This window comes from Bradyrhizobium sp. CCBAU 11361 (assembly GCF_028128935.1).
Classification (GTDB): Bacteria; Pseudomonadota; Alphaproteobacteria; order Rhizobiales; family Xanthobacteraceae; genus Bradyrhizobium; species Bradyrhizobium niftali.
This window is the reverse complement of sequence record NZ_LBJZ01000199.1, coordinates 203,419-228,755: the sequence shown is the minus strand read 5'-3', so window position 1 is coordinate 228,755 and position 25,337 is coordinate 203,419. Positions and strand designations below refer to the sequence as shown.

General features: G+C 65.0%; 25 protein-coding genes. 9 read left to right on the top strand and 16 right to left on the bottom strand.

Annotated elements, in window-relative coordinates; translation table 11 throughout:
• Positions 1-20: 20 nt before the first annotated feature.
• Both XI08_RS42600 and XI08_RS42595 read right to left on the bottom strand, forming a co-directional pair.
• Positions 21-395: a CsbD family protein gene (locus tag XI08_RS42600; protein WP_027544203.1), complete on the bottom strand. Its 375-nt coding sequence runs from the start codon at positions 393-395 to the stop codon at positions 21-23.
• 142 nt (positions 396-537) lie between these two features.
• On the bottom strand, positions 538-1,275 hold the full coding sequence (locus XI08_RS42595; protein WP_271579001.1) for an SDR family NAD(P)-dependent oxidoreductase: 738 nt from the start codon (positions 1,273-1,275) through the stop codon (positions 538-540).
• A 98-nt stretch (positions 1,276-1,373) separates the two neighbouring features.
• Here XI08_RS42595 and XI08_RS42590 point away from each other — a divergent pair, with 98 nt between their 5' ends.
• Entirely contained in the window at positions 1,374-2,153 is a 780-nt protein-coding gene (locus XI08_RS42590; RefSeq protein ID WP_271579000.1) for an SDR family NAD(P)-dependent oxidoreductase, read from the top strand.
• Positions 2,154-2,361: 208 nt separating this feature from the next.
• Positions 2,362-3,249, top strand: a complete 888-nt coding sequence (locus tag XI08_RS42585) for a TauD/TfdA dioxygenase family protein (protein WP_271578999.1) — start codon at positions 2,362-2,364, stop codon at positions 3,247-3,249.
• Between the two features lie 160 nt (positions 3,250-3,409).
• Here XI08_RS42585 and XI08_RS42580 read toward each other — a convergent pair whose 3' ends face one another.
• Entirely contained in the window at positions 3,410-4,054 is a 645-nt protein-coding gene (locus tag XI08_RS42580; protein ID WP_027544207.1) for a YqgE/AlgH family protein, read from the bottom strand.
• 142 nt (positions 4,055-4,196) lie between these two features.
• Here XI08_RS42580 and XI08_RS42575 point away from each other — a divergent pair, with 142 nt between their 5' ends.
• From XI08_RS42575 to XI08_RS42565, 3 genes are all read left to right on the top strand, one after another.
• Entirely contained in the window at positions 4,197-5,039 is an 843-nt protein-coding gene (locus XI08_RS42575; RefSeq protein WP_271578998.1) for a protein-disulfide reductase DsbD domain-containing protein, read from the top strand.
• A gap of 246 nt (positions 5,040-5,285) precedes the next feature.
• Positions 5,286-6,653 (top strand): flippase, encoded by a 1,368-nt coding sequence (locus XI08_RS42570; RefSeq protein ID WP_442869930.1) that lies wholly within the window; start codon positions 5,286-5,288, stop codon positions 6,651-6,653.
• Between the two features lie 188 nt (positions 6,654-6,841).
• Complete coding sequence (locus XI08_RS42565; RefSeq protein ID WP_271578997.1) at positions 6,842-7,666, top strand: sulfite exporter TauE/SafE family protein; 825 nt, start codon at positions 6,842-6,844, stop codon at positions 7,664-7,666.
• A gap of 139 nt (positions 7,667-7,805) precedes the next feature.
• Here XI08_RS42565 and XI08_RS42560 read toward each other — a convergent pair whose 3' ends face one another.
• The 12 genes from XI08_RS42560 to cysG all read right to left on the bottom strand — a co-directional run bounded on the left by XI08_RS42560 (position 7,806) and on the right by cysG (position 19,055).
• Positions 7,806-8,594, bottom strand: a complete 789-nt coding sequence (locus tag XI08_RS42560) for a 3-hydroxybutyrate dehydrogenase (protein ID WP_027544210.1) — start codon at positions 8,592-8,594, stop codon at positions 7,806-7,808.
• A 1-nt stretch (position 8,595) separates the two neighbouring features.
• Positions 8,596-9,771 carry a DUF3734 domain-containing protein gene (locus XI08_RS42555; protein ID WP_027544211.1) on the bottom strand — a complete coding sequence of 392 codons (1,176 nt, stop codon included), beginning with the start codon at positions 9,769-9,771 and terminating at the stop codon, positions 8,596-8,598.
• 78 nt (positions 9,772-9,849) lie between these two features.
• On the bottom strand, positions 9,850-10,353 hold the full coding sequence (locus XI08_RS42550) for a CAP domain-containing protein (protein WP_271578996.1): 504 nt from the start codon (positions 10,351-10,353) through the stop codon (positions 9,850-9,852).
• Between the two features lie 125 nt (positions 10,354-10,478).
• Entirely contained in the window at positions 10,479-11,513 is a 1,035-nt protein-coding gene (locus tag XI08_RS42545; RefSeq protein ID WP_271578995.1) for a sulfate/molybdate ABC transporter ATP-binding protein, read from the bottom strand.
• Positions 11,503-12,414, bottom strand: a complete 912-nt coding sequence (gene cysW, locus XI08_RS42540; RefSeq protein WP_271578994.1) for a sulfate ABC transporter permease subunit CysW — start codon at positions 12,412-12,414, stop codon at positions 11,503-11,505. The genes XI08_RS42545 and cysW overlap by 11 nt, the downstream gene beginning before the upstream one ends.
• 10 nt (positions 12,415-12,424) lie before the next feature.
• The gene (gene cysT, locus XI08_RS42535; protein ID WP_271579125.1) at positions 12,425-13,231 is read right to left on the bottom strand and encodes a sulfate ABC transporter permease subunit CysT; all 807 of its coding nucleotides are present in this window, start codon (positions 13,229-13,231) and stop codon (positions 12,425-12,427) included.
• Positions 13,232-13,301: 70 nt separating this feature from the next.
• Entirely contained in the window at positions 13,302-14,303 is a 1,002-nt protein-coding gene (locus tag XI08_RS42530; protein ID WP_271578993.1) for a sulfate ABC transporter substrate-binding protein, read from the bottom strand.
• Positions 14,304-14,411: 108 nt separating this feature from the next.
• A complete protein-coding gene (locus XI08_RS42525; RefSeq protein ID WP_271578992.1) occupies positions 14,412-15,143 on the bottom strand; it encodes a phosphoadenylyl-sulfate reductase in 732 nt (243 codons plus the stop codon).
• Positions 15,140-15,655: a DUF934 domain-containing protein gene (locus XI08_RS42520; protein ID WP_271578991.1), complete on the bottom strand. Its 516-nt coding sequence runs from the start codon at positions 15,653-15,655 to the stop codon at positions 15,140-15,142. Before XI08_RS42520 ends, XI08_RS42525 begins: the two co-directional genes overlap by 4 nt.
• Entirely contained in the window at positions 15,642-17,297 is a 1,656-nt protein-coding gene (locus XI08_RS42515; protein ID WP_271578990.1) for a nitrite/sulfite reductase, read from the bottom strand. The genes XI08_RS42520 and XI08_RS42515 overlap by 14 nt, the downstream gene beginning before the upstream one ends.
• Positions 17,298-17,325: 28 nt before the next feature.
• Positions 17,326-17,634 (bottom strand): DUF2849 domain-containing protein, encoded by a 309-nt coding sequence (locus tag XI08_RS42510; protein ID WP_027544220.1) that lies wholly within the window; start codon positions 17,632-17,634, stop codon positions 17,326-17,328.
• The gene (gene cysG, locus XI08_RS42505) at positions 17,631-19,055 is read right to left on the bottom strand and encodes a siroheme synthase CysG (RefSeq protein WP_271578989.1); all 1,425 of its coding nucleotides are present in this window, start codon (positions 19,053-19,055) and stop codon (positions 17,631-17,633) included. Before cysG ends, XI08_RS42510 begins: the two co-directional genes overlap by 4 nt.
• 245 nt (positions 19,056-19,300) lie before the next feature.
• On the opposite strand from cysG, the gene cysD reads away from it, so the two are divergent.
• The 4 genes from cysD to XI08_RS42485 all read left to right on the top strand — a co-directional run bounded on the left by cysD (position 19,301) and on the right by XI08_RS42485 (position 25,034).
• The gene (gene cysD, locus XI08_RS42500) at positions 19,301-20,095 is read left to right on the top strand and encodes a sulfate adenylyltransferase subunit CysD (protein WP_027544222.1); all 795 of its coding nucleotides are present in this window, start codon (positions 19,301-19,303) and stop codon (positions 20,093-20,095) included.
• A 20-nt stretch (positions 20,096-20,115) separates the two neighbouring features.
• Entirely contained in the window at positions 20,116-22,032 is a 1,917-nt protein-coding gene (cysC, locus tag XI08_RS42495) for an adenylyl-sulfate kinase (protein ID WP_271578988.1), read from the top strand.
• A 396-nt stretch (positions 22,033-22,428) separates the two neighbouring features.
• A complete protein-coding gene (locus XI08_RS42490; protein WP_271578987.1) occupies positions 22,429-24,594 on the top strand; it encodes a malate synthase G in 2,166 nt (721 codons plus the stop codon).
• A 239-nt stretch (positions 24,595-24,833) separates the two neighbouring features.
• Positions 24,834-25,034, top strand: coding sequence for a CsbD family protein (locus XI08_RS42485; RefSeq protein ID WP_027544225.1), 201 nt, complete (start codon positions 24,834-24,836; stop codon positions 25,032-25,034).
• Between the two features lie 129 nt (positions 25,035-25,163).
• Here XI08_RS42485 and XI08_RS42480 read toward each other — a convergent pair whose 3' ends face one another.
• On the bottom strand, positions 25,164-25,319 hold the full coding sequence (locus XI08_RS42480) for a Thivi_2564 family membrane protein (protein ID WP_042335954.1): 156 nt from the start codon (positions 25,317-25,319) through the stop codon (positions 25,164-25,166).
• Positions 25,320-25,337: the final 18 nt, after the last annotated feature.

The window sequence follows — 25,337 nt, the reverse complement described above, 5'->3', positions numbered from 1 at the left end:
CCGGAATGACGGCACGGTTTCTAGCCGTAATAGCGCCAGCGCGGCGGCGGGCGACGTGCGGGCCGTGACATCAACAGCGCGAGCGCGAAGCCGATGCCGCCGGCGATCAGCAGTGAGCCGAGCGGATTGTCCTGCACCTTGCGCGCAATCGCCTGCGTGCCATCGCGAAAAGTCTCGCCGCTGTTGTCGTAGGCATCCTTGGCGTAGCCGGCCGCTACCTCGCCGGCGTCACGCACGGCGTCCTTGGCCTGGCCGTAGAGATTCTGCACGGTGCCGGCGGCCTCGCGCGCCTTGCCCGATGCTTCTGTCTGCGCATCGCCCACCAGATCTCCGACTGCGCCTTCCGCGCGGCCAGCGAATTCCTTGGCCGATCCGACAATTCGATCCTTGTCCATGTGGTCCTCCTCGGGGGTCAGCCGGAGTAACCGATCAGGCGCAGCGCAGTTCCAAGTGATGACGAAAGTGTAGCCCGGGTGAGCGTCGCGATACCCGGGAACGGTGCAAGCAAGGTCCCGGATGTCGCTGCGCTCATCCGGGCTACAAGATCAGCCCGCCATCGACGACCAGCGTCTGGCCGATGATGTAGGACGACAGCGGCGAGGCCAGGAACAGCGCCGCGCCCGCCATGTCGGCCGGCGTGCCCAATCGCCGCAGAGGAATGCGCGACAAGGCACCTTCGAGCCGCTTGGGATTGTCGGTCGTGACCTTCGTCATCTTGGTGTCGACGAGGCCGGGCGCGATGCCATTGACGCGAATGCCGTCCTCGGCCCAGGCCTCCCCTAACGTGCGCGTCAATCCGACCGCGCCGGTCTTCGACGCGTTGTAGGCGGGGTTGCCCATGGTGGAATGATAGGCCGCGGTCGACGACACCATGATCAACGCGCCCTTCGCATCCCGCAACATGGAATGAAACCGCGTCGCACAGGCCATCAGGCTCATCAAATTGACCTCGACCACCTTGCGAAAACCGCTCATCTCGAACTCACCACGACGATAGATCACCGCGCCCTGTGCCAGCACCAGGATGTCGAGCCGATCGAAGGACGGCTTGAAGGCTTCGATCGCACTGTGGTTGCTGACGTCGAGCTGCGCGTAAGCAAGACCGGCGAGATCGGAGCCTTCCTCCGCCGAATATTCCGCAGGCTGAGCACGTGTACCGCAAACCGCGACACGCGCGCCCCTGGCGCGAAAGGCCTGTGCGATGCCGTTGCCGATGCCGCTGGAGCCGCCGACAACCAGCACCTGCTTGCCTGTGAAATCGAGCTCGTTCGCCATCGCGGCCTCCCCTTTTGTCTTGCTTGTTTGACCTGTCTGCGGATCGATGCCAGCCTTGTCCATCTCATAACAAGAAACAAGAGACGCGAGGAAACGGCATGTCCGAATTCAAGGAGCTCAGCCGGTCGGTGAAGGGCCTGACCGTTCTCGTCACGGGTGCGGCGAGCGGCATGGGGCGCGCGACGGCGCGCGTGTTCGCCGCCGAAGGCGCGAACGTTGCCGTCACCGATTACGACGAGCAAGGCGCGATCGCCGTCGCGAAAGAGATTGCCGCGAACGCCGGATCAACGAAGGCGTGGAAGCTCGATGTCGCCGACGGCGGCGAGATCAAGCGCGTGGTCCATGACATAGCAGCGCATTTCGGCGGGCTCGACATCGTCGTCAACAATGCCGGCATCTCCGTGCGCGTCGCGATCGATGACGAGACGTACGAAGATGCCTGGGCCAAGGGCATCGCGGTGATGCTGACGGCGCATCCGCGCATCATCCGCGCCGCGCTGCCACACCTGCGCAAGTCGAAGAGCCCGCGCATCGTCAACATCGCCTCGACCGAGGCGCTCGGCGCCACCGCATTGCACAGCCCCTATTCGGCGGCGAAGGGCGGCGTGGCGAGCCTGACCCGCTCGCTCGCGGTGGAGCTCGGCCGCGAAGGCATCACCGTCAACTGCATCTGCCCGGGCCCGATCCGCACCGCCATCACCGACCGCATCTCGGAGGAGCACAAGACCATCTATGCCAAACGCCGGACGGCACTCGGCCGCTACGGCGATCCCGAGGAGGTCGCACATATGACGCTGAGCCTGTGCCTGCCGGCCGCGTCGTTCCTGACCGGCGCGGTGATCCCGGTCGACGGCGGCCTGATGGCCCGGAACGCGTAAGAGGCATCCAAAGGGCGTAGCCCGGATGAGCGAAGCGACATCCAGGACTTTGCCTGCACCGTTCCCGGGTATCGCTGCGCTCACCCGGGCTACATCTTGCCTGCTACTGGCTGCCATGCGCCCCGAGCGTTGACAACTACGAGTGCGGGAGTAGCTTTTTCGGCAACAGAGCGGGAGCAACCGCTCGCGGTCCGCGGGAGAAAACGCCATGACGATCGCCATCCGGCAGCTTCAGACGCATTTTGCCGGCGAGGTTTCCGGCCTCGATTTGCGAAAGCCGCTCACGCCGGATGAGGCCCGCGAGGTCGAGTCCGCCATGGACAAATACGCGGTGCTCGTTTTCCACGACCAGGACATCACCGACGAGCAGCAGATGGCTTTCGCGCTGAACTTCGGCCAGCGCGAGGATGCACGCGGCGGCACGGTCACCAAGGAGAAGGACTACCGGCTGCAATCCGGCCTGAACGACGTCTCCAATCTCGGCAAGGACGGCAAGCCGCTGGCCAAGGACAGCCGCGCGCATCTGTTCAACCTCGGCAATTGCCTGTGGCATTCCGACAGCTCGTTCCGCCCCATTCCTGCAAAATTCTCGCTGCTGTCGGCGCGCGTCGTGAACCCGAAGGGGGGCAACACCGAATTCGCCGACATGCGCGCCGCCTATGACGCACTGGACGAGGAGACCAAGGCCGAGATCGAGGACCTCGTCTGCGAGCATTCGCTGATGTATTCGCGCGGCTCGCTCGGCTTCACCGAATACACCGACGAAGAGAAGCAGATGTTTAAGCCGGTGCTGCAACGCCTCGTCCGCACCCATCCCGTCCACCGCCGCAAGTCGCTGTATCTCTCGTCGCATGCCGGCAAGATCGTCAGCATGAGCGTGCCGGAGGGACGGCTGCTGTTGCGCGATCTCAACGAGCACGCCACGCAGGCCGAGTTCGTCTACGTCCACAAATGGAAGCTGCATGACCTCGTGATGTGGGACAACCGCCAGACCGTGCACCGCGTCCGCCGCTACGACCAGTCCCAGCCCCGCGACATGCGCCGCGCGACGGTGGCGGGGACGGAGCCGACGGTGCAGCAGCAGGCGGCGGAGTAGCGCTTCACACACCGAACGTGGTCATCGTCCGGCTTGACCAGGCGATCCAGTACTCCGAGACGGTTGTGATAGATCCGAGACGCCGCGGCGTACTGGATGCCCCGCCTTCGCGGGGCATGACAGCGAGGTTAACGCACGACACCCGAATGTGCCGCACCAGCTACGCGTGTCCCGCCTCGTTCGAGAGCATGCCGGGATCGATGCCGATCTTGCGCAAGGCGCGGCCGTATTTTTCGTCGACGTCGTCGCCGAAGATCAGGTCCGCATCCGCATCGCAATGCAGCCAGCCATTGCTCTGGATCTCGGTCTCGAGCTGGCCCGGCGCCCAGCCGGCATAGCCGAGCGCGAGGATGGCGTGCTTGGGGCCGGAACCGTTGGCGATCGCGCGCAGGATATCGACGGTTGCAGTGAGGCAGACGCCGTCGTCGATCCGGAGCGTCGCGTTCTCGATGTAGAAATCGCTGGAATGCAGCACGAAGCCGCGCCCGGTATCGACCGGACCGCCGCGCAGCACCTTCATGCTTTCGGCGTTCTCCGGCAGCTTGATGTGCTCGCCCTTCCTGATGATGCCGAGCTGCTGCAACAGTTCGGGGAAGTCGATGCTGCCGGCGGGATGGTTGACGATGATGCCCATGGCGCCTTCGGCCGAATGGGCACAGAGATAGATCACCGAGCGCTCGAAGCGCGCATCGCCCATCACGGGCATGGCGATCAGGAGGCGGCCGTCGAGGTAACCGGCCGAACTGGGGGGCGCGGGACCCGTGCTGCGGGTGCTTTCGCCCGTCCTCTTGCCTGTGGGAGCCATCGGTGAAGCACTCCGGTTTCAATTCCTATCCTGATGTTGGGCCCGGCCGCTGTCAAATCAAGGCTTGCAGAGACTTGATTCGAGTGCATCCATCACAAGCAATTCAATGGTTTGCCCCGGGTTGCCCCTGTAAAGACGTACCATGCTCACAAGAGTTCCCCTGCGTGCGGCGATCGGCGTCGCGACAACCCTGCTTGCGTCGTCGCTGGCCCCCGCAGCTCGCGCCGACGACGCCTCGCCCTGGCAGCGCGACGGACATTCCGCGGTGCGCCTATTGGCGGGATCACGCAGCGGCGCCGTGCTGCTCGGCGGTATCGCCTTCCAGCTCCAGCCGGGCTGGAAGACCTACTGGCGTACGCCCGGGGATTCCGGCGTTCCTCCCCGGTTCGACTTCTCGAAATCGGAGAATGTCGAAGCGGTGACGGTCATGTGGCCGGCGCCGCTGAAATTCGACGACGGCGCGGGCGGCCACTCGATCGGCTATCGCGACCAGGTCGTGCTGCCCCTGCGCATCGTCGCCAAGGCCGCTGACAAGCCGGTGACCTTGCGCGCCGAGATCAACTACGCGGTGTGCGAAAAGCTCTGCATTCCTGTCGAGGCCAGCGCCGAGCTCGGCTTCAACAGCGTCGCCTCGACCGAGGACGCGAACTTGCGTGCAGCGCTCGACACCGTGCCGAAGCCCGCAAATATCGGCGACCCCAATCCGCTGACCATCCGCGACGTCAGGCGCGACGGGCCCAAGAACGTGGTGGTCGACGTCGTCGCGCCGGCGGATGCGCGCAAGGTCAATTTGTTCGTCGAGGGGCCGACGCCGGATTGGTCGCTGCCGATCCCGGCACCGGTCGAGCCCAGCCCGCCCGGCGTGAAACGCTTCTCCTTCGAGCTCGACGGGCTGCCGCCGGGCGCCAAGCCCGACGGCGCGGCGCTGAAATTCACGCTGGTCGCGCCGGATAAGTCGTACGAGTTCAATACGAATTTGGAGTGACTGTCGTCCCGGCCTAGTGCGCAATTGCGCACGGGGGCCGGGACCCATAGCCACCGAGCCTGGTTTGGCGAAGACTAGTCGTACGGGATTGTCACCGCACCCCATCGATAGATCACGCGGTATGGGTCCCGGCCTTCGCCGGGACGACACCGGTGACCCAACCGAATCTTAACGAATGGTTGCTAATTCCCAGGGTTACTGCAGCAAGGCTGCCGCTGCATGCGGGACGCCTGGGGACTCTTCGAATTGGCCGTGATGGATGCAGAACCCGCAACGAGCGGACCGGCCGGGCTGATCGCGCGGCTGCGGGCTAAGCTCTCGGGCGGATCGAGCGAAGCGTCGCTGACGCGGCGGCTGGCCGGCACCATCTTCATCATCCGCGTCATCAGCGCGGGCCTTGCCTATTTTTCGCAGGTTCTGCTCGCGCGCTGGATGGGTACGTCCGACTACGGCATCTATGTCTATGTCTGGACCTGGGTGCTGCTGCTCGGCAGCATGATGGACTTCGGCATCTCGGCCTCCGCACAGAAGATCATTCCGGAGTATCGCACCAACGGCGAGCACGCGCTGCTGCGCGGCTTTCTCTCCGGCAGCCGCTGGCTGACCTTTGCCGCCTCCACGCTGATGTCACTCGGCCTCGCCGGCATCGTCAAGCTGCTCTCGCCCTGGATCGATCCGGCCGAGGTGCTGCCGCTCTATATCGGCTGCATGACGCTGCCCGCCTTCGTCGTCGCCAACACCCAGGACGGCATCGCGCGCTCGCATGACTGGATGCAGCTCGGCCTGATGCCGCAATTCATCATCCGCCAGGCGCTGATCATCGGCATCACGGCCTCTGCCTTCCTGCTCGGCTATCATCTCGGCGCGGCCGCCGCGATGGTCGCGAGCCTAGGTGCGGTGTGGATCGCGATGACCGGGCAGATGGTGGTGCTGAACCGCAAGCTCGCCGGCCACGTCGAGCCCGGACCGAAGGCCTATGATGTCGGCGGCTGGCTCGCCGTCTCGCTGCCGATCCTGCTGGTGGAGAGCTTCTACCTGCTGCTGTCCTACACCGACGTGCTGGTGCTTCAGCAGTTCCGCCCCTCCGACGAGGTCGGCGTCTACTTCGCGGTAGTGAAGACGCTGGCGCTGGTCTCGTTCATCCACTACGCGATGTCGGCAACGACAGCGCACCGCTTCGCCGAATACAACGCTAGCGGTGACAAGGCACGGCTGTCGGCCTATGTCGCGCATGCCATCAGCTGGACGTTCTGGCCGTCGCTGGCGGCGACCATCGTGCTGCTCGCGCTCGGCAAGCCGCTGCTCTGGCTGTTCGGGCCGCAATTCGTGGTTGGCTACGACATCATGTTCGTCGCCGCAATTGGCCTGGTCGTGCGCGCCGCGATCGGACCGGTCGAGCGACTGCTCAACATGCTCGGCCAGCAGAAGATGTGCGCGCTGGCCTATGCGCTGGCCTTCGTGATGAACGTCGTGCTCTGCATCGCGCTGGTACCGCGCTACGGCGGCCATGGCGCCGCGGCCGCGACCTCGATCTCGCTCAGCTTCGAGACGGTGCTCTTGTTCTGGATCGTGCGGCAGCGCCTCGGCCTGCACGTGCTGGCGTTCGGCAAATAGACCCCTCGCCGGCCCTGCCCCTTGGGGAATGCCTGTTGCGTAACAGGCCCGGGAACGAGGCGAAACGACTGCCGATCGGCAGTCGGTAGCATGATTTTTCTTATTTGGTCCAGGTGGTTGCCTCCCAGGGAAAATTTATTCTACGTCGTATTGCCCAACCGACAAGATAAACCTAAGATTCCCGGGACATGATTGATCCACTCTACGTCGCCTCCGGCTTCGGCGTCGGCCTGCTTGTCGGGATGACCGGCGTTGGTGGCGGCTCGTTGATGACGCCGCTGCTGATCCTGCTGTTCGGCGTCCATCCGTCCACCGCGGTTGGCACCGACCTGCTCTATGCCGCGGCCACCAAGACCGGCGGCAGCTTCGTCCATGGCTGGTCGCGCAGCGTGCACTGGCCGGCGGTGCTGCGGCTCGCCTGCGGCAGCCTTCCGGCAAGCGCCCTGACGCTGTTCGTGCTGTGGAAGCTCGATCTCAGAAGCGATTCCGAGCGCAGTCTCGTCAATCTCGTGCTGTGCTTCGCCCTGCTGCTGACCGCAACGTCCCTGATCTTCCGCAAGGCGATCATGGAACGCTACCGCAGGAAGCTGGAGCGCGTCGACGAGCGCACCACGGCGATTGCGACCGTGGTCACCGGAATCGTGCTCGGTGTGCTGGTGTCGATTTCATCCGTCGGCGCCGGCGCAGTCGGCGTGACCGTGCTGCTGCTGCTCTACCCGCGCCTGCCGATGGCGACCATCGTCGGCTCCGACATCGCCCACGCGGTGCCGCTGACGCTGGTCGCGGGCATCGGACATTGGGCGCTTGGCGACGTCGATTGGGCCCTGATGGGCGTGCTGCTGCTGGGCTCGCTGCCCGGCATCATCGTCGGCAGCTTCAGCGCGACGCGCGTCCCCGAGACGGTGCTGCGCCTGACGCTTGCCAGCGTGCTGTTCGTGGTCGCCGGCAAGATCATGTTTGCGGAGCTGAACCTGTCATCCGCGTTCGTGACGGCTCTGGCCTGGACGCATTAGGCCAGAGACGGCGCCCCACTCTCACTGTCGTCGCCCGGCTTGACCGGGCGACCCAGTACTCCGAGAAGGCCGTGGTCAAATCGATAAGCCGCGGCGTACTGGATGCCCCGGTCAAGCCGGGGCATGACCAAGAGTGGATTTACTCCGCGGTCCAGCCACCGTCGATCGAGAGGTTGGTGCCGGTGATCTGCGCGGCATCGTCGCTGCACAGGAACAGCGCCAGTGCGGCGACCTGCTCGGAGGTGACGAACTCCTTGGTCGGCTGCGCGTCGAGCAGCACGTCGTTGATGACCTGCTCACGGGTGAGATTGCGCGCCTTCATCGTGTCGGGAATCTGCTTCTCGACCAGCGGCGTCCAGACATAGCCGGGGCTGATGCAGTTGCAGGTGATCTTGTGGGTCGCGACTTCCAGCGCCACGGTCTTGGTGAGACCGGCGATGCCGTGCTTGGCCGAGACGTAGGCCGACTTGAACGGCGAGGCGACCAGCGAATGCGCGGAAGCTGTATTGATGATGCGGCCCCAGCCCTTCTTCTTCATGCCGGGCACCGCGGCGCGGATGGCATGGAAGGCCGAGGACAGGTTGATCGCGATGATCTGGTCCCATTTCTCCGGCGGAAATTCCTCGATCGGCGAGACGAACTGGATGCCGGCATTGTTGACGAGGACGTCGACCGAGCCGAAGGTCTTCTCGCCGAGCGCGATCATCCCGGCGATCTCGGCCGGCTTGGTCATGTCGGCGGGCGAGTAGATCGCCTTCACGCCAAAGTCCGACTCGATCTTCGCGCGTTCCTTCTCGATGTCCTCGGGCGAGCCGAAGCCGTTGATGACGACGTTTGCACCGGCCGCCGCGAAGGCGCGGGCATAGGCGAGCCCGATGCCGCTGGTCGATCCGGTCACGACGGCGTTCTTGCCTGACAGACTACCCATTCTATTCGCTCCTTTTTGCCGGGGGTGCGGAGACGTCCCCCGTGAGATCGTAGGTCACCATGGTCTCGCCGGATTGCGGCTGATCGAGCGTGTCCTTGTGGCGCATCGACATGTGCACGTCGCGCACGCCGGCTTCCCAATGCTCGACCATGGCCACGTGCGAGAAATCGTAGTCCTTGGACGAGGATTCGTAGTTCTTGCTGCGGTAGATCAGGTGCACCACGGTGACCGTGCTCTCACGAGCTGCCTTCGCAAGGAATTCGACGGAAGGGTCGTTCTTGAGATAATCGGGCAATTTGGAAATCAGGTCGCGCACCGCCCTGCGGGCGTTGTGGATCTGCTTGTTCTTGTCGGTGTTCATCCGCGTGCGGCTGGAGAAGCGGATGTCCTTCTCGCGCTCGGTGGCCTCCAGCAGCGAATTCGGCAGGTCGCCGCGGGCGCTGAACAGATCGACCTGGAAGATCAGCATGTCGCGAGCCAGCTCGGCATCGAGCACGTAATCGAGCGGCGTGTTGGAGGCGATGCCGCCGTCCCAGTAATGCTCGCCGTCGATGACGACGGACGGAAAGCCCGGCGGCAGCGCGCCGGAGGCCATGATGTGCTCGGGACCGATCTTCTTGCCGAGCTTCTTGAACTCGTAATTGTCGAAATATTTGAAGTTGCCGGAGGTGACGCCGACGGCGCCGACGGAGAAGCGCGTCTTGAGGTCGTTGATGCGGTCGAAATCGACCAGCCGCTCCAGCGTCTTCTTCAGCGGCGCGGTGTCGTAATAGCTCTCCGCCTCGGGATGGCCCGGCGGCCACATCGGCGCGGGCGGCACGCGCGGGACGAAGAAGCCGGGCACGCCGAAGGTCGCGATCAGCGCGGCGCTGGTGGAGTTGAACAGTTCGCGGCTGTGGTCGCTCTTGCCGATCGGCTTCCACGGCACCGGCGCCGACACCATCTCCCAGAATTCCTTCAGCCGCTTGACGCGGGTGTGGCCTTCATTGCCGGCGATGATGGCGGCGTTGACCGCGCCGATGGAGATGCCGGCGACCCATTCGGGCTCGAAGCCATAGCCGCACAGCGCCTGATAGGCGCCGGCCTGGTACGAGCCAAGCGCGCCGCCGCCCTGCAAGACGAGGACGCGTTGCGCATTCGCGGGGACGCTGGCGGATTGCGGACTATGATCTGTCATCGGGGAACAATAGCAAATGGCGAGCCACCGTGGCGACAGTCCGCCGCGGCGTCAATGCATCCCGGGATCAAGTCTGGCTTATCGGGGATCCGTCGAGGCCAGGATCATGGTCCAGAACACCTTGTACTTGGTGTTCGGAGCATAGCCGGCCGCAATGCCCAATTTTGTGACACCGCTCTTGAGCATGTTGGCCCGGTGCGGGGGCGAGTCGCGCCAGCCGGAAAACGCTTCCGCCAGCGTATGATAGCCCGCCGAGACGTTTTCGACCGCCACGGTCGCGGGATAGCCGCCGGCACTGAGCCGCTTTGCCAGGGGCGCGCGAACGTCATGGTCCATCTTGTTGGCCGCAGCCATCGCCTGGGACTGGGATTCGGCGAGCAGCATCAGGTCGGGGTCGACCACGACGGTGCCGAGGGCGTTGTTCTGGCGGTATTGCGAGATCATCACCGCGGCCGCCTGCGCGTCGAGCTTGGCGCCCGGGACCGCCATATCGGCATACATCGACGGCTGCTGGACCGGCGCTTCGTTGCCGGCACAGCCGGCGAGCAGCAAAGTGATTGATATTGCGGCCGCAGCGCGCATGAATCGGGGCCCCCAAATGAAGGGCCGTTGTTGCATACCAACCGTGGCTGAAAGGTGAATTTTGCGGAAAATCGTGCCCGTCATTCCGAGGCAGTGCGCAGCACTGAACCCGGAATGACGATGCCTTAGCCCGCAAATATCCGGTAGCGGCGAGGCTCGAGGCCAATCCTGTCGCCGACATGCAGTTCCCTGCCGCGGGGAGCATCGATCTCGATGGTCTCGCCGCCCGATAGCGCCACCTCCGCGCGCTGCACCGGCCCGAAATTCCGGACGTGCTGCACGGCGCCTTCGAAGGCGCCGCTGCCAGGCGGGCCGACCAGCATGTCATGTCGCCGCACGAACAGTTTTGACGCGCCAGGAGCAAGGCCGTCTACCGCGAGCTGGAGCGGTCGGTCGCCGAGCTGGACCACGCCGTTGGAAATCTGGACCGGAAGCTCGATGGATTCGCCGATGAAGCCGTGGACGAAGGCGGTCGCGGGGCTCTCGTAGACGTCATCGGGCGAGCCGATCTGCTCGATCCTGCCCTTGTCCATCACCACGACGCGGTTGGCGACTTCCAGCGCCTCCTCCTGGTCGTGGGTGACGAAGATCGAGGTGACGTTGATCTCGTGATGCAGCGAGCGCAGCCATCGGCGCAGCTCCTTGCGCACCTTGGCATCGAGCGCGCCGAACGGCTCGTCGAGCAGCAGGATGCGCGGCTCGATCGCGAGCGCACGGGCAAGCGCAATGCGCTGGCGCTGGCCGCCGGAGAGCTGGCTCGGATAGCGGTCGGCGAGCCAATCGAGCTGCACGAGGTCGAGCAGCTCTTTCACCCGGGCGCGGATCTTGGTCTCCTCTTTCCGGACCGCGCGCGGCTGCACGCGCAGGCCGAAGGCGACGTTCTCGAACACCGTCATGTGGCGGAACAGCGCGTAGTGCTGGAACACGAAGCCGACGTGGCGCTCACGCGCGCCTTGCGCCAGTGCGTCCTCGCCGTTGAAGGAGACTTCGCCCGAATCCGGCCAGTCGAGGCCGGCGATGATCCGCAGCAGCGTGGTCTTGCCGGAGCCCGAGGGTCCGAGCAGCGCCAGCAACTCACCATTGTCGACCTTGAGGTCGACGCCGTCGAGGGCGGCAAAACTGCCGAACTTCTTGACGAGATTCCTGACTTCAATTGTCACTTGCGTCGTCTCCTTCGTCCAGATGACGTTCGAGAACGGTTTTTGCGATCAGCGTGATCAGCGCCAGCATCGCCAGCAGCGAGGCGATCGCGAAGGCGGCGACGAACTGGTACTCGTTGTAGAGAATCTCGACCAGCAGCGGCATGGTGTTGGTCTCGCCGCGAATATGGCCCGACACGACCGACACCGCACCGAACTCGCCCATCGCGCGCGCGTTGCAGAGCAGGACGCCGTAGAGCACGCCCCATTTGATGTTCGGCAGCGTGACGCGGAAGAAGGTCTGCAGGCCGGAAGCGCCGAGCGAGATCGCGGCTTCCTCCTCCTGCGTGCCCTGTTCCTGCATCAGGGGGATCAGCGCGCGTGCGACGAAGGGGAAGGTCACGAAGGTGGTCGCGAGCGCGATGCCGGGCACCGCGAACAGGATCTGGATGTCGTGATCCCTAAGCCAGCCGCCGAAATAACCCTGCGCGCCGAACAGCAGCACGAAGACGAGGCCCGAGATCACCGGGCTGACCGAGAACGGCAGGTCGATCAGCGTGATCAGGAAGGTCTTGCCGCTGAAATCGAACTTGGCGATGGCCCAGGCGGCGACGAGGCCGAACACGAGATTGAGGCCGACCGAGATCGCCGCGACCAGCAGCGTCAGCTTGATCGCGGCCAGCGCCTCCGGCTCGGCGAGCGCGGCGAGATAGGCGAGGATGCCCTTTGAGAACGCCTGCGCGAACACGACGACCAATGGCAGCACGACGAAGACCGAGAGGAACAGCACCGCCAGCGTGATGATGGCGATGCGCACCGCCCTCGGCTCGGTGCGAAGGTTGTCACGCGCCGCCGCCGCGTGCGCACGCGCCTTCGCATCGGGCGAGGAGAGCGAAACGGAATCTGCGATCTGCATCGTCATCGCATCCTCCTCAACGCGCCGGGATCCGGCTCTGCGCCCAGCGCTGGAGCCGGTTGACGGCGAAGATGGTGACGAAGGACACGACGAGCATGACCACCGCGATGGCGGTCGCATCGGCGTAGCGGAATTCGGAGAGACGGATCACGATCAGCAGCGGCGCAATCTCGGAGACATTAGGCAGATTGCCGGCGATGAAGATCACCGAGCCGTATTCGCCAACGGCGCGCGCGAAGGCGAGCGCGAGGCCGGTGAGCAGCGCCGGTCCGAGCGAGGGCAGGATCACGCGGCTGATGGTCTGCCAGCGGCTCGCGCCCAGGCTGCCCGCGGCCTCCTCGATCTCGGGGTCGAGATCCTGGAGCACCGGCTGCACCGTGCGCACCACGAAGGGGATGCCGATGAAGATCATGGCAACGAAGATGCCGACCGGCGTGAACGCCACCTTGATGCCGAGCGCCGCGAGCGGCGCGCCCAGCCAGCCCTTCTCGGCGAACAGCGAGGTCAGCGCGACGCCGGCGACCGCCGTCGGCAGCGCGAAGGGCACGTCGACGATGGCATCGAAGATTCGCCGGCCGGGAAAGCGGTAGCGCACCAGCGCCCAGACGATGATGCTGCCCATCACCAGATTGACGCAGGCCGCCGCGAAGGCGAGGCCGAACGAGACCCGCAGCGCGTTCAGGGTGCGGCGGCTCGAGAGGATGTTCCAGAACTGCTCGGGGCTCAGCTCGAGCGATTTCAGGAACAGGCCGGCGAGCGGAATCAGGATGATAATCGACAGCCAGGAAAGCGTCAGTCCCATGGTGAGACCAAAGCCCGGCAATGTCCGGCGTCGTGCTGCTGCAACTGCGCTCACCAGGCCCCCTGCTAAAGCCTCCTAAAACGGCGCCCGATCAGTTCTTGTAGATCTGATCGAAAATGCCGCCGTCGGCAAAATGTTCCTTCTGCGCCTTGGTCCAGCCGCCGAAAACGTCGTCGATGGTGAAAAGCTCGACCTTCGCGAAGGAGTTTTCATATTTTTTGGCGATCTCGGCGTCGCGCGGACGGTAGAAATTGCGCGCGGCGATCTCCTGGCCCTCCTTGGTGTACCAGTACTGGAGGTAGGCGTCGGCCGCGTTGCGGGTGCCCTTTTTATCGGCAACCTTGTCGACGATCGCGACCGGCGGCTCCGCGAGGATCGATTGCGGCGGCGCGACGATCTGGAATTTTTCCGGACCGAATTCCTTGAGCGCGAGATAGGCCTCGTTCTCCCAGGCGAGCAGCACGTCGCCGACGCCGCGCTCGACGAAGGTCACGGTGGCGCCGCGCGCGCCGGTATCGAGCACCGGCACCTGCTGGTAGAGTTTGCCGATGAACTCCTTGGCCTTGTCGGCTGATCCGTATTTCTTCTGCGCGAAGCCCCAGGCCGCCAGATAGTTCCAGCGCGCGCCGCCCGATGTCTTCGGGTTCGGCGTGATCACGGCAACGCCCGGCTTGAGCAGGTCGTCCCAGTCCTTGATGCCCTTCGGGTTGCCCTTGCGCACCAGGAACACGATGGTCGACGTGTAGGGCGATGAATTCTGCGGCAGACGCTTCTGCCAGTCGGCCGTCGTGAGGCCCTTGCTCGCGATCGCATCGATGTCATAGGCGAGCGCGAGCGTCACCACATCGGCCTGCAATCCGTCGATCACCGCGCGCGCCTGCGAACCGCTGCCGCCATGCGACTGCTTGATCTCGACGCTCTTGCCGGTTTCCTTCTGATAGGCACCCGCAAACGCCTTGTTGAACTCGGCATAGAGCTCCCGCGTCGGATCGTACGAAACGTTCAACAGGTTGATGTCGGCGGCGAGAGCCGAGCTTGCCCAAAGCAGTCCTGCCACGAGCGGAACGATACGGCGCAGCATGTCCATCTCCATTCACCTCGACGACGTCGGCGTCATCGATGGCAGGCATAACTCGGGGCGAAACGCGCTTAAGTCAACGGAACCGGATTTTCTTGTTCGCGGCGTCGCAGCCTGACTGTGCTACGAAGTCTTCATCGTGTGGATGCCGCATTCTGTCTTGGCCCGGCCACGCCAGCGACCGGCGCGTGCATCCTCGCCTTCGGCCGTTCTGCTGGTGCAAGGCATACACCCAACCGACAGGAAACCGGAGGCAGCCAGTGGATGACGCGGCAATTTGGCGCGGACGAAAATCGCATCGAGTTCCTCGCGCGAGACGTTGGCGAAGGGGTTGAACTTCAGCCGCGTGCCGTCGTCCTCGACCACCGGAATGTCGGCGCGCGCATTGCCCTGGAAGCGCTTGCGGCCGTTGATCCAGGCATCGAACGGCTTCAGCGCGCGCGCCAGCGGCTCCACCTTGCGGATGCGGCAGCAGGCGTCGGGATCGGAGAACCAGAGGTCGCGCTCGGGATCCTCGCGCGACAGCGTCTCCTCCGCCGGCTTGATCGAGCGAACGTCCTTGAGACCCAGCGTCGCGACCAGCGTGTCGCGATAGGCGAGCGTCTCCTCGAACAGCCAGCCGGTGTCGAGGAAGATCACGGGGATCGCAGGATCGACGTCCGCCATCACCTTCAGAAGCGTCGCCGATTCCGTGCCGAAGGACGACACCACCGCAAGCTTGTCGCGGCCGACCGTCTTCAGGGCCGCGGCGATGATTTCCGCGGGCGAGGCGTCGCGCAACGCGCGATCGAGCACCTCGGCCGAGGGCAGCGCGGAAACGGACACCGGAGATAGCTGAGGCGCAATGGCGTTCACGTGCCGACACCTTCCGAGTGACGCAACTGCATGCGCCGGTGCAGCGCAGTGATGCGGCCGTCGCCGGTCGGCTGGTAGAACACCGAATAGCGCTTTGCGGTCTGCATGAAGGCTTCCGCATCGGCCTGCTTCTTGACCTCGAAGGAATCGAAGCCCGCGCGCAGCATGAACACGAACTGGTCGCGCAGCACCTGTCCCGTCGCACGCAACTCGCCGCGATAGTTGTAGCGCTCGCGCAGCAGCCGCGCCTGACTGTAGGCACGCCCGTCGCGGAAAGTCGGGAACACCAGCGCAACGGCGGCGACCTTGCCGAGATACGGCACGAGCTCGTCGATGTCGCGATTGTTCGGCCAGATCACGCCGACCTTGCCGGCACGCTTGAGCAACGCATCCGCCTCGCCGACGAAGCGCTCGGCCGGCACCAGGATGTCGCCGCCCTCGGGCAGCGGCGTGTCGACGGCCAGCTTGACGAAGCTGTCGTCGGCGATTTTACCGCCGTTAACGAGTGGCATAGACACGCTCCTTGAAGGGTTCGACGCCGAGGCGCTTCACCGTGTCGATGAACAGCTCCTCCGGACGCTCGCGCAGCGCGAGATAGGCTTCCACGATGTCCTCGACGACGTCGGCGACCTCGTCGAACTTGACGCCGGGGCCGATCAGATTGCCGAGCGCGGCGCCCTCGTCGGCGCGGCCGCCGATGGTGATCTGGTAGACCTCCTCGCCGTTCTTCTCGACGCCGAGAATGCCGATATGGCCGACATGGTGATGGCCGCAGGCATTGATGCAGCCCGAGATGTTGATGTGCAGCCGGCCGATCAGGTTGGCGAGCTCGTGATTGGCGAAGCGCCGCGTCAGCTCTTGCGCGATCGGGATCGAGCGCGCATTCGCCAGCGAGCAATAGTCGAGCCCGGGGCAGGCGATGATGTCGGTGATCAGATTGACGTTCGGCGTCGCCAGCCCGAGCTTGTCGAGCGCCTTCCACAGCGCCGGCAGGTCGCGCTTGGCGACGTGCGGCAGCGCCAGATTCTGCTCGTGGCCGACGCGGATTTCGCCGAAGGAATATTTGTCGGCGAGATCGGCGAGCGCATTCATCTGCTCGGCGGTGGCATCACCCGGAGGCGCGCCGATCGGCTTCAGCGAGATCGTGACGATGGAATAGCCCGGGTTCTTGTGCGCGGCGACGGAGTTCTTGCGCCACGCTTCGAAATCAGGATCGGCCGCGGCCTGCCGCAACTCGTCCGGCATGTGCGGCAGCTTCTCGTACGCCGGATAGATGAAGCGCGAGCGGATGTCCTCGATCACCTCGTCGTCGATCTGGAGCGAGGAGTTGCGGATGTGCTGCCACTCGTCCTCGACCTCGCGGGAGAATTTCTCGATGCCGAGCTCGTGCACCAGGATCTTGATACGGGCCTTGTAGATGTTGTCGCGGCGTCCGTACTGATTGTAGACGCGCAGGATGGCCTCGATGTAGCTGAGGAGATCGCGGCCGTGCACGAAGTGCTTGATGGTCTTGCCGATGAACGGCGTGCGGCCGAGACCACCGCCGACCAGGACCTCGAAGCCGGTTTCGCCCTTCTCGTTCTTGATCAGGCGCAGGCCGATATCGTGGACCTTGATCGCGGCGCGGTCGTGGTCCGACGCGGTGATCGCGATCTTGAACTTGCGCGGCAGGAACGAGAATTCCGGATGCAGCGTGGTGTGCTGGCGGATCAGCTCCGACCAGATGCGGGGATCCTCGATCTCACCGGGCGCGACGCCGGCCCACTGGTCCGAGGTGACGTTGCGCATGTTGTTGCCGGAGGTCTGCATCGCGTGGATGCCGACCTCGGCGAGATCGGCCAGCGCGTCCGGCAGGTCCGACAGCTTGATCCAGTTGAACTGGATGTTCTGGCGCGTGGTGAAATGGCCGTAGCCGCGGTCGTATTTGCGCGCGACATGGGCCAGCGCCCGCAACTGGTTCGACGCCAGCGTGCCGTAGGGAATCGCGACGCGAAACATGTAGGCGTGGAGTTGCAGATAGACGCCGTTCTGCAGGCGCAGCATCTTGAACTCGTCCTCGGTGAGCTCGCCGGAGAGGCGCCGCTTCACCTGGTCGCGGAATTCCGAGACGCGCTCGTTGACCAGCGTGCGGTCGATTTCGTCGTAAGCGTACATGAAGAATGCCTTAGAGCTCTGCCAACATTCAGACGGGCAAGCCGATCGTCACGCCATCGCGGCGAATCTGCTCACGCAGATTACCCGGCAGGATCTTGCCGGCCTCGTCGACTTGCACCGGCGCGATATAGGGGCCGATCGCGCCGACGTCATCGGCCACGGCCTCGGCGAGCAAGGCTTTCGCTTCGTCGGAGTTTCGCACGATCGCGGCATCCGTCAGTTCCACGGACCAGCCCTTGGCAGCCGTGCGATAGACGACGACGCCGTCCCAGGTCCGGTTGGCGGTCACGACGGAGGGACCCGTAATTTTCAGCTTTTGTTGCAGAGGAGAGGTCATTCGGCAGCATCCAGGAGGTCAGAGATGATTTGCTTGGGTGTTTGGCGGCGAAGCGAGCCGGCATGCCGGACCACGTCACCGATGATGAGGATGGCGGGACCGCCATGGGTCCGCCGCACGAGCTCGGGCAGGTCGCGCAGTGTGCCGATCGCGCCTTGCGCATCCGGCCGCGTGACGCGGGCGAACACACCGACCGGCGTTTCCGGCGAGCGGCCGGCGGCGAACAGGCCGGCGCGGACGGCGGGCGCCGCGGTCATGCCCATGTAGACGACGACGGTCATTTTGGTGTCGGTCAGCGTCGACCAGTCCACGGCTTCCGCATCGCGCGCCTTGTGCGCGGTGAGGAAGGTGATGCGGGTCGCTTCATGACGATAGGTGAGCGGCACCTCGAAATCGGCGGCACCGCCGAGCCCGGCGGTGATGCCGGGAATGATCGAATAGGCAACGCCCGCCGTGCGCAGCGCTTCGACCTCTTCGCCGCCGCGGCCGAACACGAAGGGATCGCCGCCCTTCAGCCGCACCACGCGCTGGCCGGATTGCGCGGCCTCGATCATGCGCTTGTTGATGGCGTCCTGGCCGATACCGGGCTTGCCAACGCGGCGGCCGACCGCGACGCGCGTGGTGTCGCGGCGGATGCGGTCGAGAATTTCAGGCGAGACCAGCTCGTCATGGAAGACGATGTCGGCGTCCTGGAGCGCACGCAGCGCCTTGATGGTGAGAAGGTCGGGATCGCCGGGACCGGCGCCGACCAGCGCCACCGAGCCTTCCGGCTTGTCGGCACGCGCGAATTCGGAGGGATTTGAGATAGCCTTGAGCGTCGCATCCGCCTCGCCCTTGCGGCCGGCGAGCACGGAGGCACCGATCGGGCCGTCGATGACGCGCTCCCAGAAGCGACGGCGCAGCGGAAACTCGGCAATGCGCTCGTTGATGGATTTGCGGAAACCGCCGATGAACTCGGCGAGTTCGCCGATGCGCGCCGGCAGCAGCGCCTCGATCTTCTCGCGTACGCGCCGCGCCACCACCGGGGACGTGCCGCCAGTGCCGACCGCGACCACGACATCGCCGCGATCGACGATGGCCGGGAAGATGAAGCTGGAATGCTCGAGATCGTCCATGACGTTGACGGGCAGGCCGAGCGCCTTCGCCCGCGCCGACATCGCAACGCCGACATCGCCCGCACCCGCGCAGACGATGGCGATGACGCCTGAGAGATCGGCGGTGAGCGGATCGCCGGTCGCGATCTCAACGCGCGCGGCGTCCTCGGAGCTGAGGCTCAGATCCCGATTGCCATCGATCGCATGCACGCGGATGCGCGCGCCGGCAGCGGCGAGCACGCGCAGCTTGGCGCGCAAAAGCTCACCCGCGCCGATGAGAACCACCGGACCGGCCTTGAGATCGAGGAACACGGGCAAGAACCGCATACGATACTCGCTTCCCCCACATCCGGGGTTGACTGGAATTATTTTCTATATATGTGTCGTTTCGAGCGCGCAAAGAGAAAATTTTTTCTTCTCTTCTGCGCTGCAACTATAGAATTTTCGCCTCCAAACGCAAAGTGGCAGAGATGCATCTTCTCAAGGACGATTCCGCAGCTGTCGGAGTGAGCAGCCCCGCCCTCGTCGGACGCTCGGGCTCGCAAGAATTTTCTGCTGATGTTGCGCCCAGCATGGACCATCTGGACCAGCTCGAGGCGCAGAGCATCTACATTTTCCGCGAGGCCTTCGCCCGCCTGAAGAAGATCGCCCTGCTGTGGTCGCTCGGCAAGGACTCCAACGTCATGATCTGGCTGGCGCGCAAGGCGTTCTTCGGCCGCATGCCGTTCCCGGCCCTCCATGTCGACACCGGCAAGAAGTTTCCGGAGATGTATCGCTTCCGCGATCATTACGGCAAGGAGTGGGATCTCGACCTGCGCGTCGAGCCCTGCCCGCCCATCGATGCTGTCGACCCAACGCTTCCGCCGGCCGCCCGTTCCGCCGCGCGCAAGACCGAAGGTCTCAAGATGGCACTCGGCAAATACGGCTTCGACGGCCTGATCGCCGGCATCCGCCGCGACGAGGAGGCCACCCGCGCCAAGGAGCGCGTGTTCTCGCCGCGCGGTCTCGAAGGCAATTGGGACGTGCGCGACCAGCCGCCCGAGTTCTGGGATCATTTCAACGCCTCGCCGCCGCAAGGCGCGCATTTGCGCATCCATCCGATCCTGCATTGGACCGAGGCCGACATCTGGGCCTACACCAAGCGCGAGAACATCCCGATCATCCCGCTCTATCTGTCGCAGAACGGCAAGCGCTACCGCTCGCTGGGCGATCAGGACATCACCAATCCGGTCGTTTCGACCGCGTCGACCATCGACGAGATCCTGGTCGAGCTCGAGCAGACCAAGGTGCCGGAGCGCGCGGGACGCGCGCTCGACCACGAGACCGAAGACGCCTTCGAGCGTCTGCGCGTCGCCGGCTATCTCTGACCTCAGGACGCACCGCGGCCATGAACATGATCGTCACCCCCGCTTCGCCCGCGACCCCGAACGGCACCACGCGCCCGCAGGTCCGCATCGTCATCGTCGGCCATGTCGACCACGGCAAGTCGACGCTGGTCGGCCGCCTGCTGCACGAGACCGGCAGCCTGCCCGACGGCAAGCTGGAGATGCTGAAAGCCGTCAGCGCGCGGCGCGGCATGCCGTTCGAATGGTCATTCCTGCTCGACGCGCTCCAGACCGAGCGCGACCAGGGCATCACCATCGACACCACGCAGATCCGCTTCCGCACCAATTCGCGTGACATCGTGCTGATCGACGCGCCCGGCCATGCCGAATTCCTGCGCAACATGATCACCGGCGCCTCGCAGGCCGACGGCGCGGTGCTGATCATCGACGCGCTCGAAGGCGTGCGCGACCAGACAAGGCGGCACGGCTATCTCTTGCATCTGCTCGGCGTGAAGCAGGTCGCGATCGTCGTCAACAAGATGGACCGCGTCGACTTCTCTGCTGAACGTTTCAAGGAAATCAGCGACGAGATCTCGGCGCATCTGCAAAGCCTCGGCGTGAAGCCCACGGCCGTGATCCCGATTTCCGCACGCGACGGCGACGGCGTCGCGGAGCGCACCGACCGCATCGGCTGGTACAAGGGTCCGACCGTGGTCGAGGCGCTGGACCAGCTCGAGCCGGCGCGCCCGCTGGAAGCGCTGGCGCTGCGGCTGCCGGTGCAGGCGATCTACAAGTTCGACGACCGCCGCATCGTGGCGGGCCGCATCGAATCCGGCAGCCTGATTGCCGGCGACGAGATCGTGATCATGCCGGCCGGCAAGATCGCCAGGATCAAGACGGTCGAGAGCTGGCCGGCGACGCCGATTGCCGGACGTCAGGGCGCGGGCCGCTCGGTCGGCATCACGCTCGACCGCGAATTGTTCATCGAGCGCGGCGACATCGTCGCGCATACAGGCAGTGCCCCGCGCGAGACGCGCCGCCTGCGCGCGCGCATCTTCTGGCTGCACGACAAGCCGCTGGCCAAAGGCGACCAGCTCCTGGTCCGCTGCGGACCGAAGGAAAGCCGCGCCACCGTCGTCGCCATCGAGAAGGCGGTCGATCCCGGCGAATTGTCGAGCGTCGAGAACAAGGCGATCGGCCGCAACCATGTCGGCGAGATCGACATCTCTCTTTCGAATCCGATTGCCACCGATCCCTACACCGAGAATCCGCGCACCGGACGTCTCGTGATCGAGGTCTCCGGGCGCATCGCCGGCGGCGGCCTCGTGCTGTCGGTCGATGCCGGCCAGCGCGCGGTGCCCGTGGACATCGTGCCGGTGGAATCGGCGCTCCGTCCCGACGAGCGCTCTGCGCGCTATCAGCACAACGGCGCCGTGGTCTGGCTCACCGGCCTGCCGGCCTCCGGCAAGTCGACGCTGGCGAAGGCGCTGGAACGGCGGCTGTTCACCAATGGCGGCTCGCCGATCCTGCTCGACGGCGACACGCTGCGCGCAGGCCTCAACGGCGATCTCGGCTTCTCCGCCGCCGACCGCAGCGAGAACATCCGCCGCCTGGCTGAAGTCGCGACGCATCTCGCCCGCAACGGCCACATCGCGATCGTCGCCGCCGTCTCGCCCGCCCGCGAGGACCGCGCCACCGCGCGCCGCATCGCCGACACCGCGTTCCGCGAGATCCATGTCGCGACACCGGCCGGCGTCTGCGAGGAGCGCGACCCCAAGGGCCACTACAAGAAGGCCCGCGCCGGCGCGCTGGCGTCGTTCACCGGCATCGGCAACGACTACGAGGTGCCGCAAGCGGCCGAGCTCGTGATCGACACCTCGACACGGACGGTCGCCGAGGCGGCAGACGAGATCGAACAGATGCTGAAGACATCAGGCGTGCTGTTCGACGAAGTCGTGGATCTCGCCGCGAATATTTGAGGCGCCGATTATCGCGCCACATCATCGGTGTCGTCCCGGCCTAGTGTGCAATTGCGCACGGGGGCCGGGACCCATACCGCGTGATCTTTCAGTGGGGATGAGGTGCGAGTCCCGGACTACTAATCTTCGCCAAATTTCTCCCTGTGGTTATGGGTCCCGGCCTTCGCCGGGACGACGCCGGGGAGAGAGCGCGCCCGTTGCTTTGGCATTTGACGCCAAGTGCCGCCCTCGCTGGCCTCCACCTCTTCTTGACATTTTGACAAACCCCTGGGGGTCTTCTCACCGCCCCGTTTTTGGGGCTAATAGGACCCCGAAAGCCGCTCCCTTGGAGCGCATTTTGCTGCTGTCGGGTCAAAAGCAGCCAAAAAACAGCCATTTCCAACAAGAAAGACCATCATGAAACGCGTCGACGCCCACGGATTGAAGATCGCTCCCGTCCTGTTTGACTTCATCGCCAAGGAAGCGGCCCCGAAAACGGGGATCGCGCCGGATGCGTTCTGGGCCGGGGTTGCCGCCATCATCAAGGACCTCGGGCCGAAGAACCGGGCGCTGCTCGCGGTGCGCGACACGCTGCAAGCCAAGATCGACGACTGGCACCGCGCGGGCAAGGGCAAGGCGTTCGACCTCAATGCCTATACCGCCTTCCTGAAGGAGATCGGCTATCTCGTCCCGGAGCCGGCGACGCAGAAGGTCGAGACCGCCAATGTGGACGAGGAGATCGGTAAGATCTGCGGCCCGCAGCTCGTCGTGCCCCTCACCAATGCGCGCTATGCGCTGAACGCGGCGAACGCGCGCTGGGGCTCGCTCTATGACGCCTTCTACGGCACCGACGCGATCCCGCACGATCCGTCCGAGAGCGGCAAGGGCTACAACAAGGCGCGCGGCGACAAGGTGATCGCGAAGGCCAAGTCCTTCCTCGACGCCGCCGTGCCGCTCGCGACCGGCAGCCACACCGACGTCACCGCCTACAGCGTCGTCGCGGGCCAGCTCGCGGTGAAGCTGAAGAGCGGCAATGCGACCGCGCTGAAGAACGCGGCGCAGTTCGCCGGCTTCCAGGGCGATGCGGCCGCGCCGAGCGCGGTGCTGCTCGTCAACAACGGCCTGCATGTCGAGGTGACGATCAACCGCAACAGCGCGATCGGCAAGGACGATCCCGCCGGCGTCGCCGACATGGTCATGGAGGCCGCGGTCTCGACCATTCTCGACATGGAGGACTCGGTCGCCGCGGTCGACGCCGAGGACAAGGTGCTGGTCTACCGCAACACGCTCGGCCTGATGAACGGCACGCTCTCGGCCGACTTCGAGAAGGGCGGCAAGACGCTGACGCGTTCGCTCAACGCCGACCGCAGCTACAAGACGCCGGACGGCAAGGGCGAGGTCAAGCTGCACGGCCGCAGCCTGCTGCTGATGCGCAATTGCGGTCACCACATGTTCACCGATGCGGTGCTGGACGAAAAGGGCGAGGAGGTCCCGGAGGGCCTGTTGGATGCCGCCGTCTCCGGCCTGCTCGCCATCCACGACCTCAAGGGCAATTCGAAGGTCAAGAACAGCCGCACCGGCTCGGCCTATATCGTCAAGCCGAAGATGCACGGCCCGGACGAGGTGTCGTTCACGTGCGAGATTTTCGACCGCGTCGAGAAGATGCTCGGCCTGCCGGAGAACACGCTGAAGGTCGGCATCATGGACGAGGAGCGGCGCACCACCGTCAACCTCAAGGCCTGCATCCAGCGCGCCTCCAAGCGCATCATGTTCATCAACACCGGCTTCCTCGACCGCACCGGCGACGAGATCCACACCTCGATGGAAGCGGGCCCCATGATCCGCAAGAACGAGATGAAGGCGCAGGCCTGGATCAAGGCCTACGAGGACTGGAACGTCGACATGGGCCTGATCGACGGGCTGCCCGGTCATGCCCAGATCGGCAAGGGCATGTGGGCTGCGCCCGACAAGATGGCCGACATGCTTCAACAGAAACTCGCCCATCCGCAGGCCGGCGCCACCACCGCCTGGGTGCCCTCGCCGACCGCCGCGACGCTGCACGCGCTGCACTACCACCAGGTCAACGTCATCGCGCGCCAGGAGGAGCTGACCAAGGGCGGGCCGCGCGCGAAGCTGTCCGACATCCTCACCATTCCGGTGTCGAAGTCGAACTGGGCGCCCGACGACGTCAAGCAGGAGATCGACAACAACTGCCAGGGCATCCTCGGCTATGTCGTGCGCTGGATCGACCAGGGCGTCGGCTGCTCCAAGGTGCCCGACATCCACGATGTCGGCCTGATGGAAGACCGCGCCACCTTGCGCATCTCGAGCCAGCATCTCGCCAACTGGCTGCATCAGGACGTCATCACCGAGGCGCAGGTGATGGAATCGCTGAAGCGCATGGCCGTCGTCGTCGACAAGCAGAACGCCGGCGATGCCATCTACAAGCCGATGGCGCCCGCCTTCGACGGCGTCGCCTTCAAGGCCGCCTGCGACCTCATCTTCAAGGGCCGCGAGCAGCCGAACGGCTACACCGAGTACATCCTCACCGCGCGCCGCCGCGAGGCGAAGGCAGCGGGGTAAGCCCGGATACGCAAACAGCAAAAGCCCCGGCTCACGCCGGGGCTTTTTTGTTGAGCACCCGTAGCCCGGATGGAGCGAAGCGCAATCCGGGGCCGGCAGGTGCTTGGGGCAAGACCCGGATTACGCTTCGCTCCATCCGGGCTACGATACGAGAACGCGGCGGGCGAAACGTCGCGGCGCGAGGAGGAACGGCTGCGCGCCGCTCGCGTTGTCGGGCCATCAACCAACGGGAGATCGTCATGGACTGGAATCGCATTGAAGGGAACTGGAAGCAGTTCAAGGGTTCGGCCAAGGAGAAGTGGGCCAAGCTCACCGACGACGACCTCAAACTGATCGAGGGACGCCGCGAACAGCTCGAGGGCCGGCTCCAGGAACGCTACGGCAAGGCCAAGGACCAGGTTCGTCAGGACGTCGACGACTGGCTCAAGACGCTGCACTAGACGCGGCAAATAAAGCCCCGGCGTAAGCCGGGGCTTTTTTGTTGAAAGAGCCGTAGCCCGGATGAGCGAAGCGACATCCGGGACGGCGGGTCCCGCATATCGCTTCGCTCATGCGGGCTACAGGCCTCGCTAGAACACCGTGAGATATTTCAGCAGCGACACCACGCCGATGATGATCACGATCACGCGCGCGATCTGCTTGGCGCGGCCGTCCATCGGCAACATGTTGATGAGATAGAGCACGAGAATAACGACGAGAAAGGTGACGAGTACGCCGACCAGCATCGCGAGGCCCCCTTCAGG

Excerpts from the sequence above, each read along its gene's own strand:
- XI08_RS42600 (WP_027544203.1), bottom strand. The coding sequence starts at position 395 with ATGGACAAGGATCGAATTGTCGGATCGGCCAAGGAATTCGCTGGCCGC.
- XI08_RS42595 (WP_271579001.1), bottom strand. The coding sequence starts at position 1,275 with ATGGCGAACGAGCTCGATTTCACAGGCAAGCAGGTGCTGGTTGTCGGC.
- XI08_RS42590 (WP_271579000.1), top strand. The coding sequence starts at position 1,374 with ATGTCCGAATTCAAGGAGCTCAGCCGGTCGGTGAAGGGCCTGACCGTT.
- XI08_RS42585 (WP_271578999.1), top strand. The coding sequence starts at position 2,362 with ATGACGATCGCCATCCGGCAGCTTCAGACGCATTTTGCCGGCGAGGTT.
- XI08_RS42580 (WP_027544207.1), bottom strand. The coding sequence starts at position 4,054 with ATGGCTCCCACAGGCAAGAGGACGGGCGAAAGCACCCGCAGCACGGGT.
- XI08_RS42575 (WP_271578998.1), top strand. The coding sequence starts at position 4,197 with ATGCTCACAAGAGTTCCCCTGCGTGCGGCGATCGGCGTCGCGACAACC.
- XI08_RS42565 (WP_271578997.1), top strand. The coding sequence starts at position 6,842 with ATGATTGATCCACTCTACGTCGCCTCCGGCTTCGGCGTCGGCCTGCTT.
- XI08_RS42560 (WP_027544210.1), bottom strand. The coding sequence starts at position 8,594 with ATGGGTAGTCTGTCAGGCAAGAACGCCGTCGTGACCGGATCGACCAGC.
- XI08_RS42555 (WP_027544211.1), bottom strand. The coding sequence starts at position 9,771 with ATGACAGATCATAGTCCGCAATCCGCCAGCGTCCCCGCGAATGCGCAA.
- XI08_RS42550 (WP_271578996.1), bottom strand. The coding sequence starts at position 10,353 with ATGCGCGCTGCGGCCGCAATATCAATCACTTTGCTGCTCGCCGGCTGT.
- cysW (WP_271578994.1), bottom strand. The coding sequence starts at position 12,414 with ATGACGATGCAGATCGCAGATTCCGTTTCGCTCTCCTCGCCCGATGCG.
- XI08_RS42530 (WP_271578993.1), bottom strand. The coding sequence starts at position 14,303 with ATGGAGATGGACATGCTGCGCCGTATCGTTCCGCTCGTGGCAGGACTG.
- XI08_RS42520 (WP_271578991.1), bottom strand. The coding sequence starts at position 15,655 with ATGCCACTCGTTAACGGCGGTAAAATCGCCGACGACAGCTTCGTCAAG.
- XI08_RS42515 (WP_271578990.1), bottom strand. The coding sequence starts at position 17,297 with ATGTACGCTTACGACGAAATCGACCGCACGCTGGTCAACGAGCGCGTC.
- XI08_RS42510 (WP_027544220.1), bottom strand. The coding sequence starts at position 17,634 with ATGACCTCTCCTCTGCAACAAAAGCTGAAAATTACGGGTCCCTCCGTC.
- cysG (WP_271578989.1), bottom strand. The coding sequence starts at position 19,055 with ATGCGGTTCTTGCCCGTGTTCCTCGATCTCAAGGCCGGTCCGGTGGTT.
- cysD (WP_027544222.1), top strand. The coding sequence starts at position 19,301 with ATGGACCATCTGGACCAGCTCGAGGCGCAGAGCATCTACATTTTCCGC.
- cysC (WP_271578988.1), top strand. The coding sequence starts at position 20,116 with ATGAACATGATCGTCACCCCCGCTTCGCCCGCGACCCCGAACGGCACC.
- XI08_RS42490 (WP_271578987.1), top strand. The coding sequence starts at position 22,429 with ATGAAACGCGTCGACGCCCACGGATTGAAGATCGCTCCCGTCCTGTTT.
- XI08_RS42485 (WP_027544225.1), top strand. The coding sequence starts at position 24,834 with ATGGACTGGAATCGCATTGAAGGGAACTGGAAGCAGTTCAAGGGTTCG.
- XI08_RS42480 (WP_042335954.1), bottom strand. The coding sequence starts at position 25,319 with ATGCTGGTCGGCGTACTCGTCACCTTTCTCGTCGTTATTCTCGTGCTC.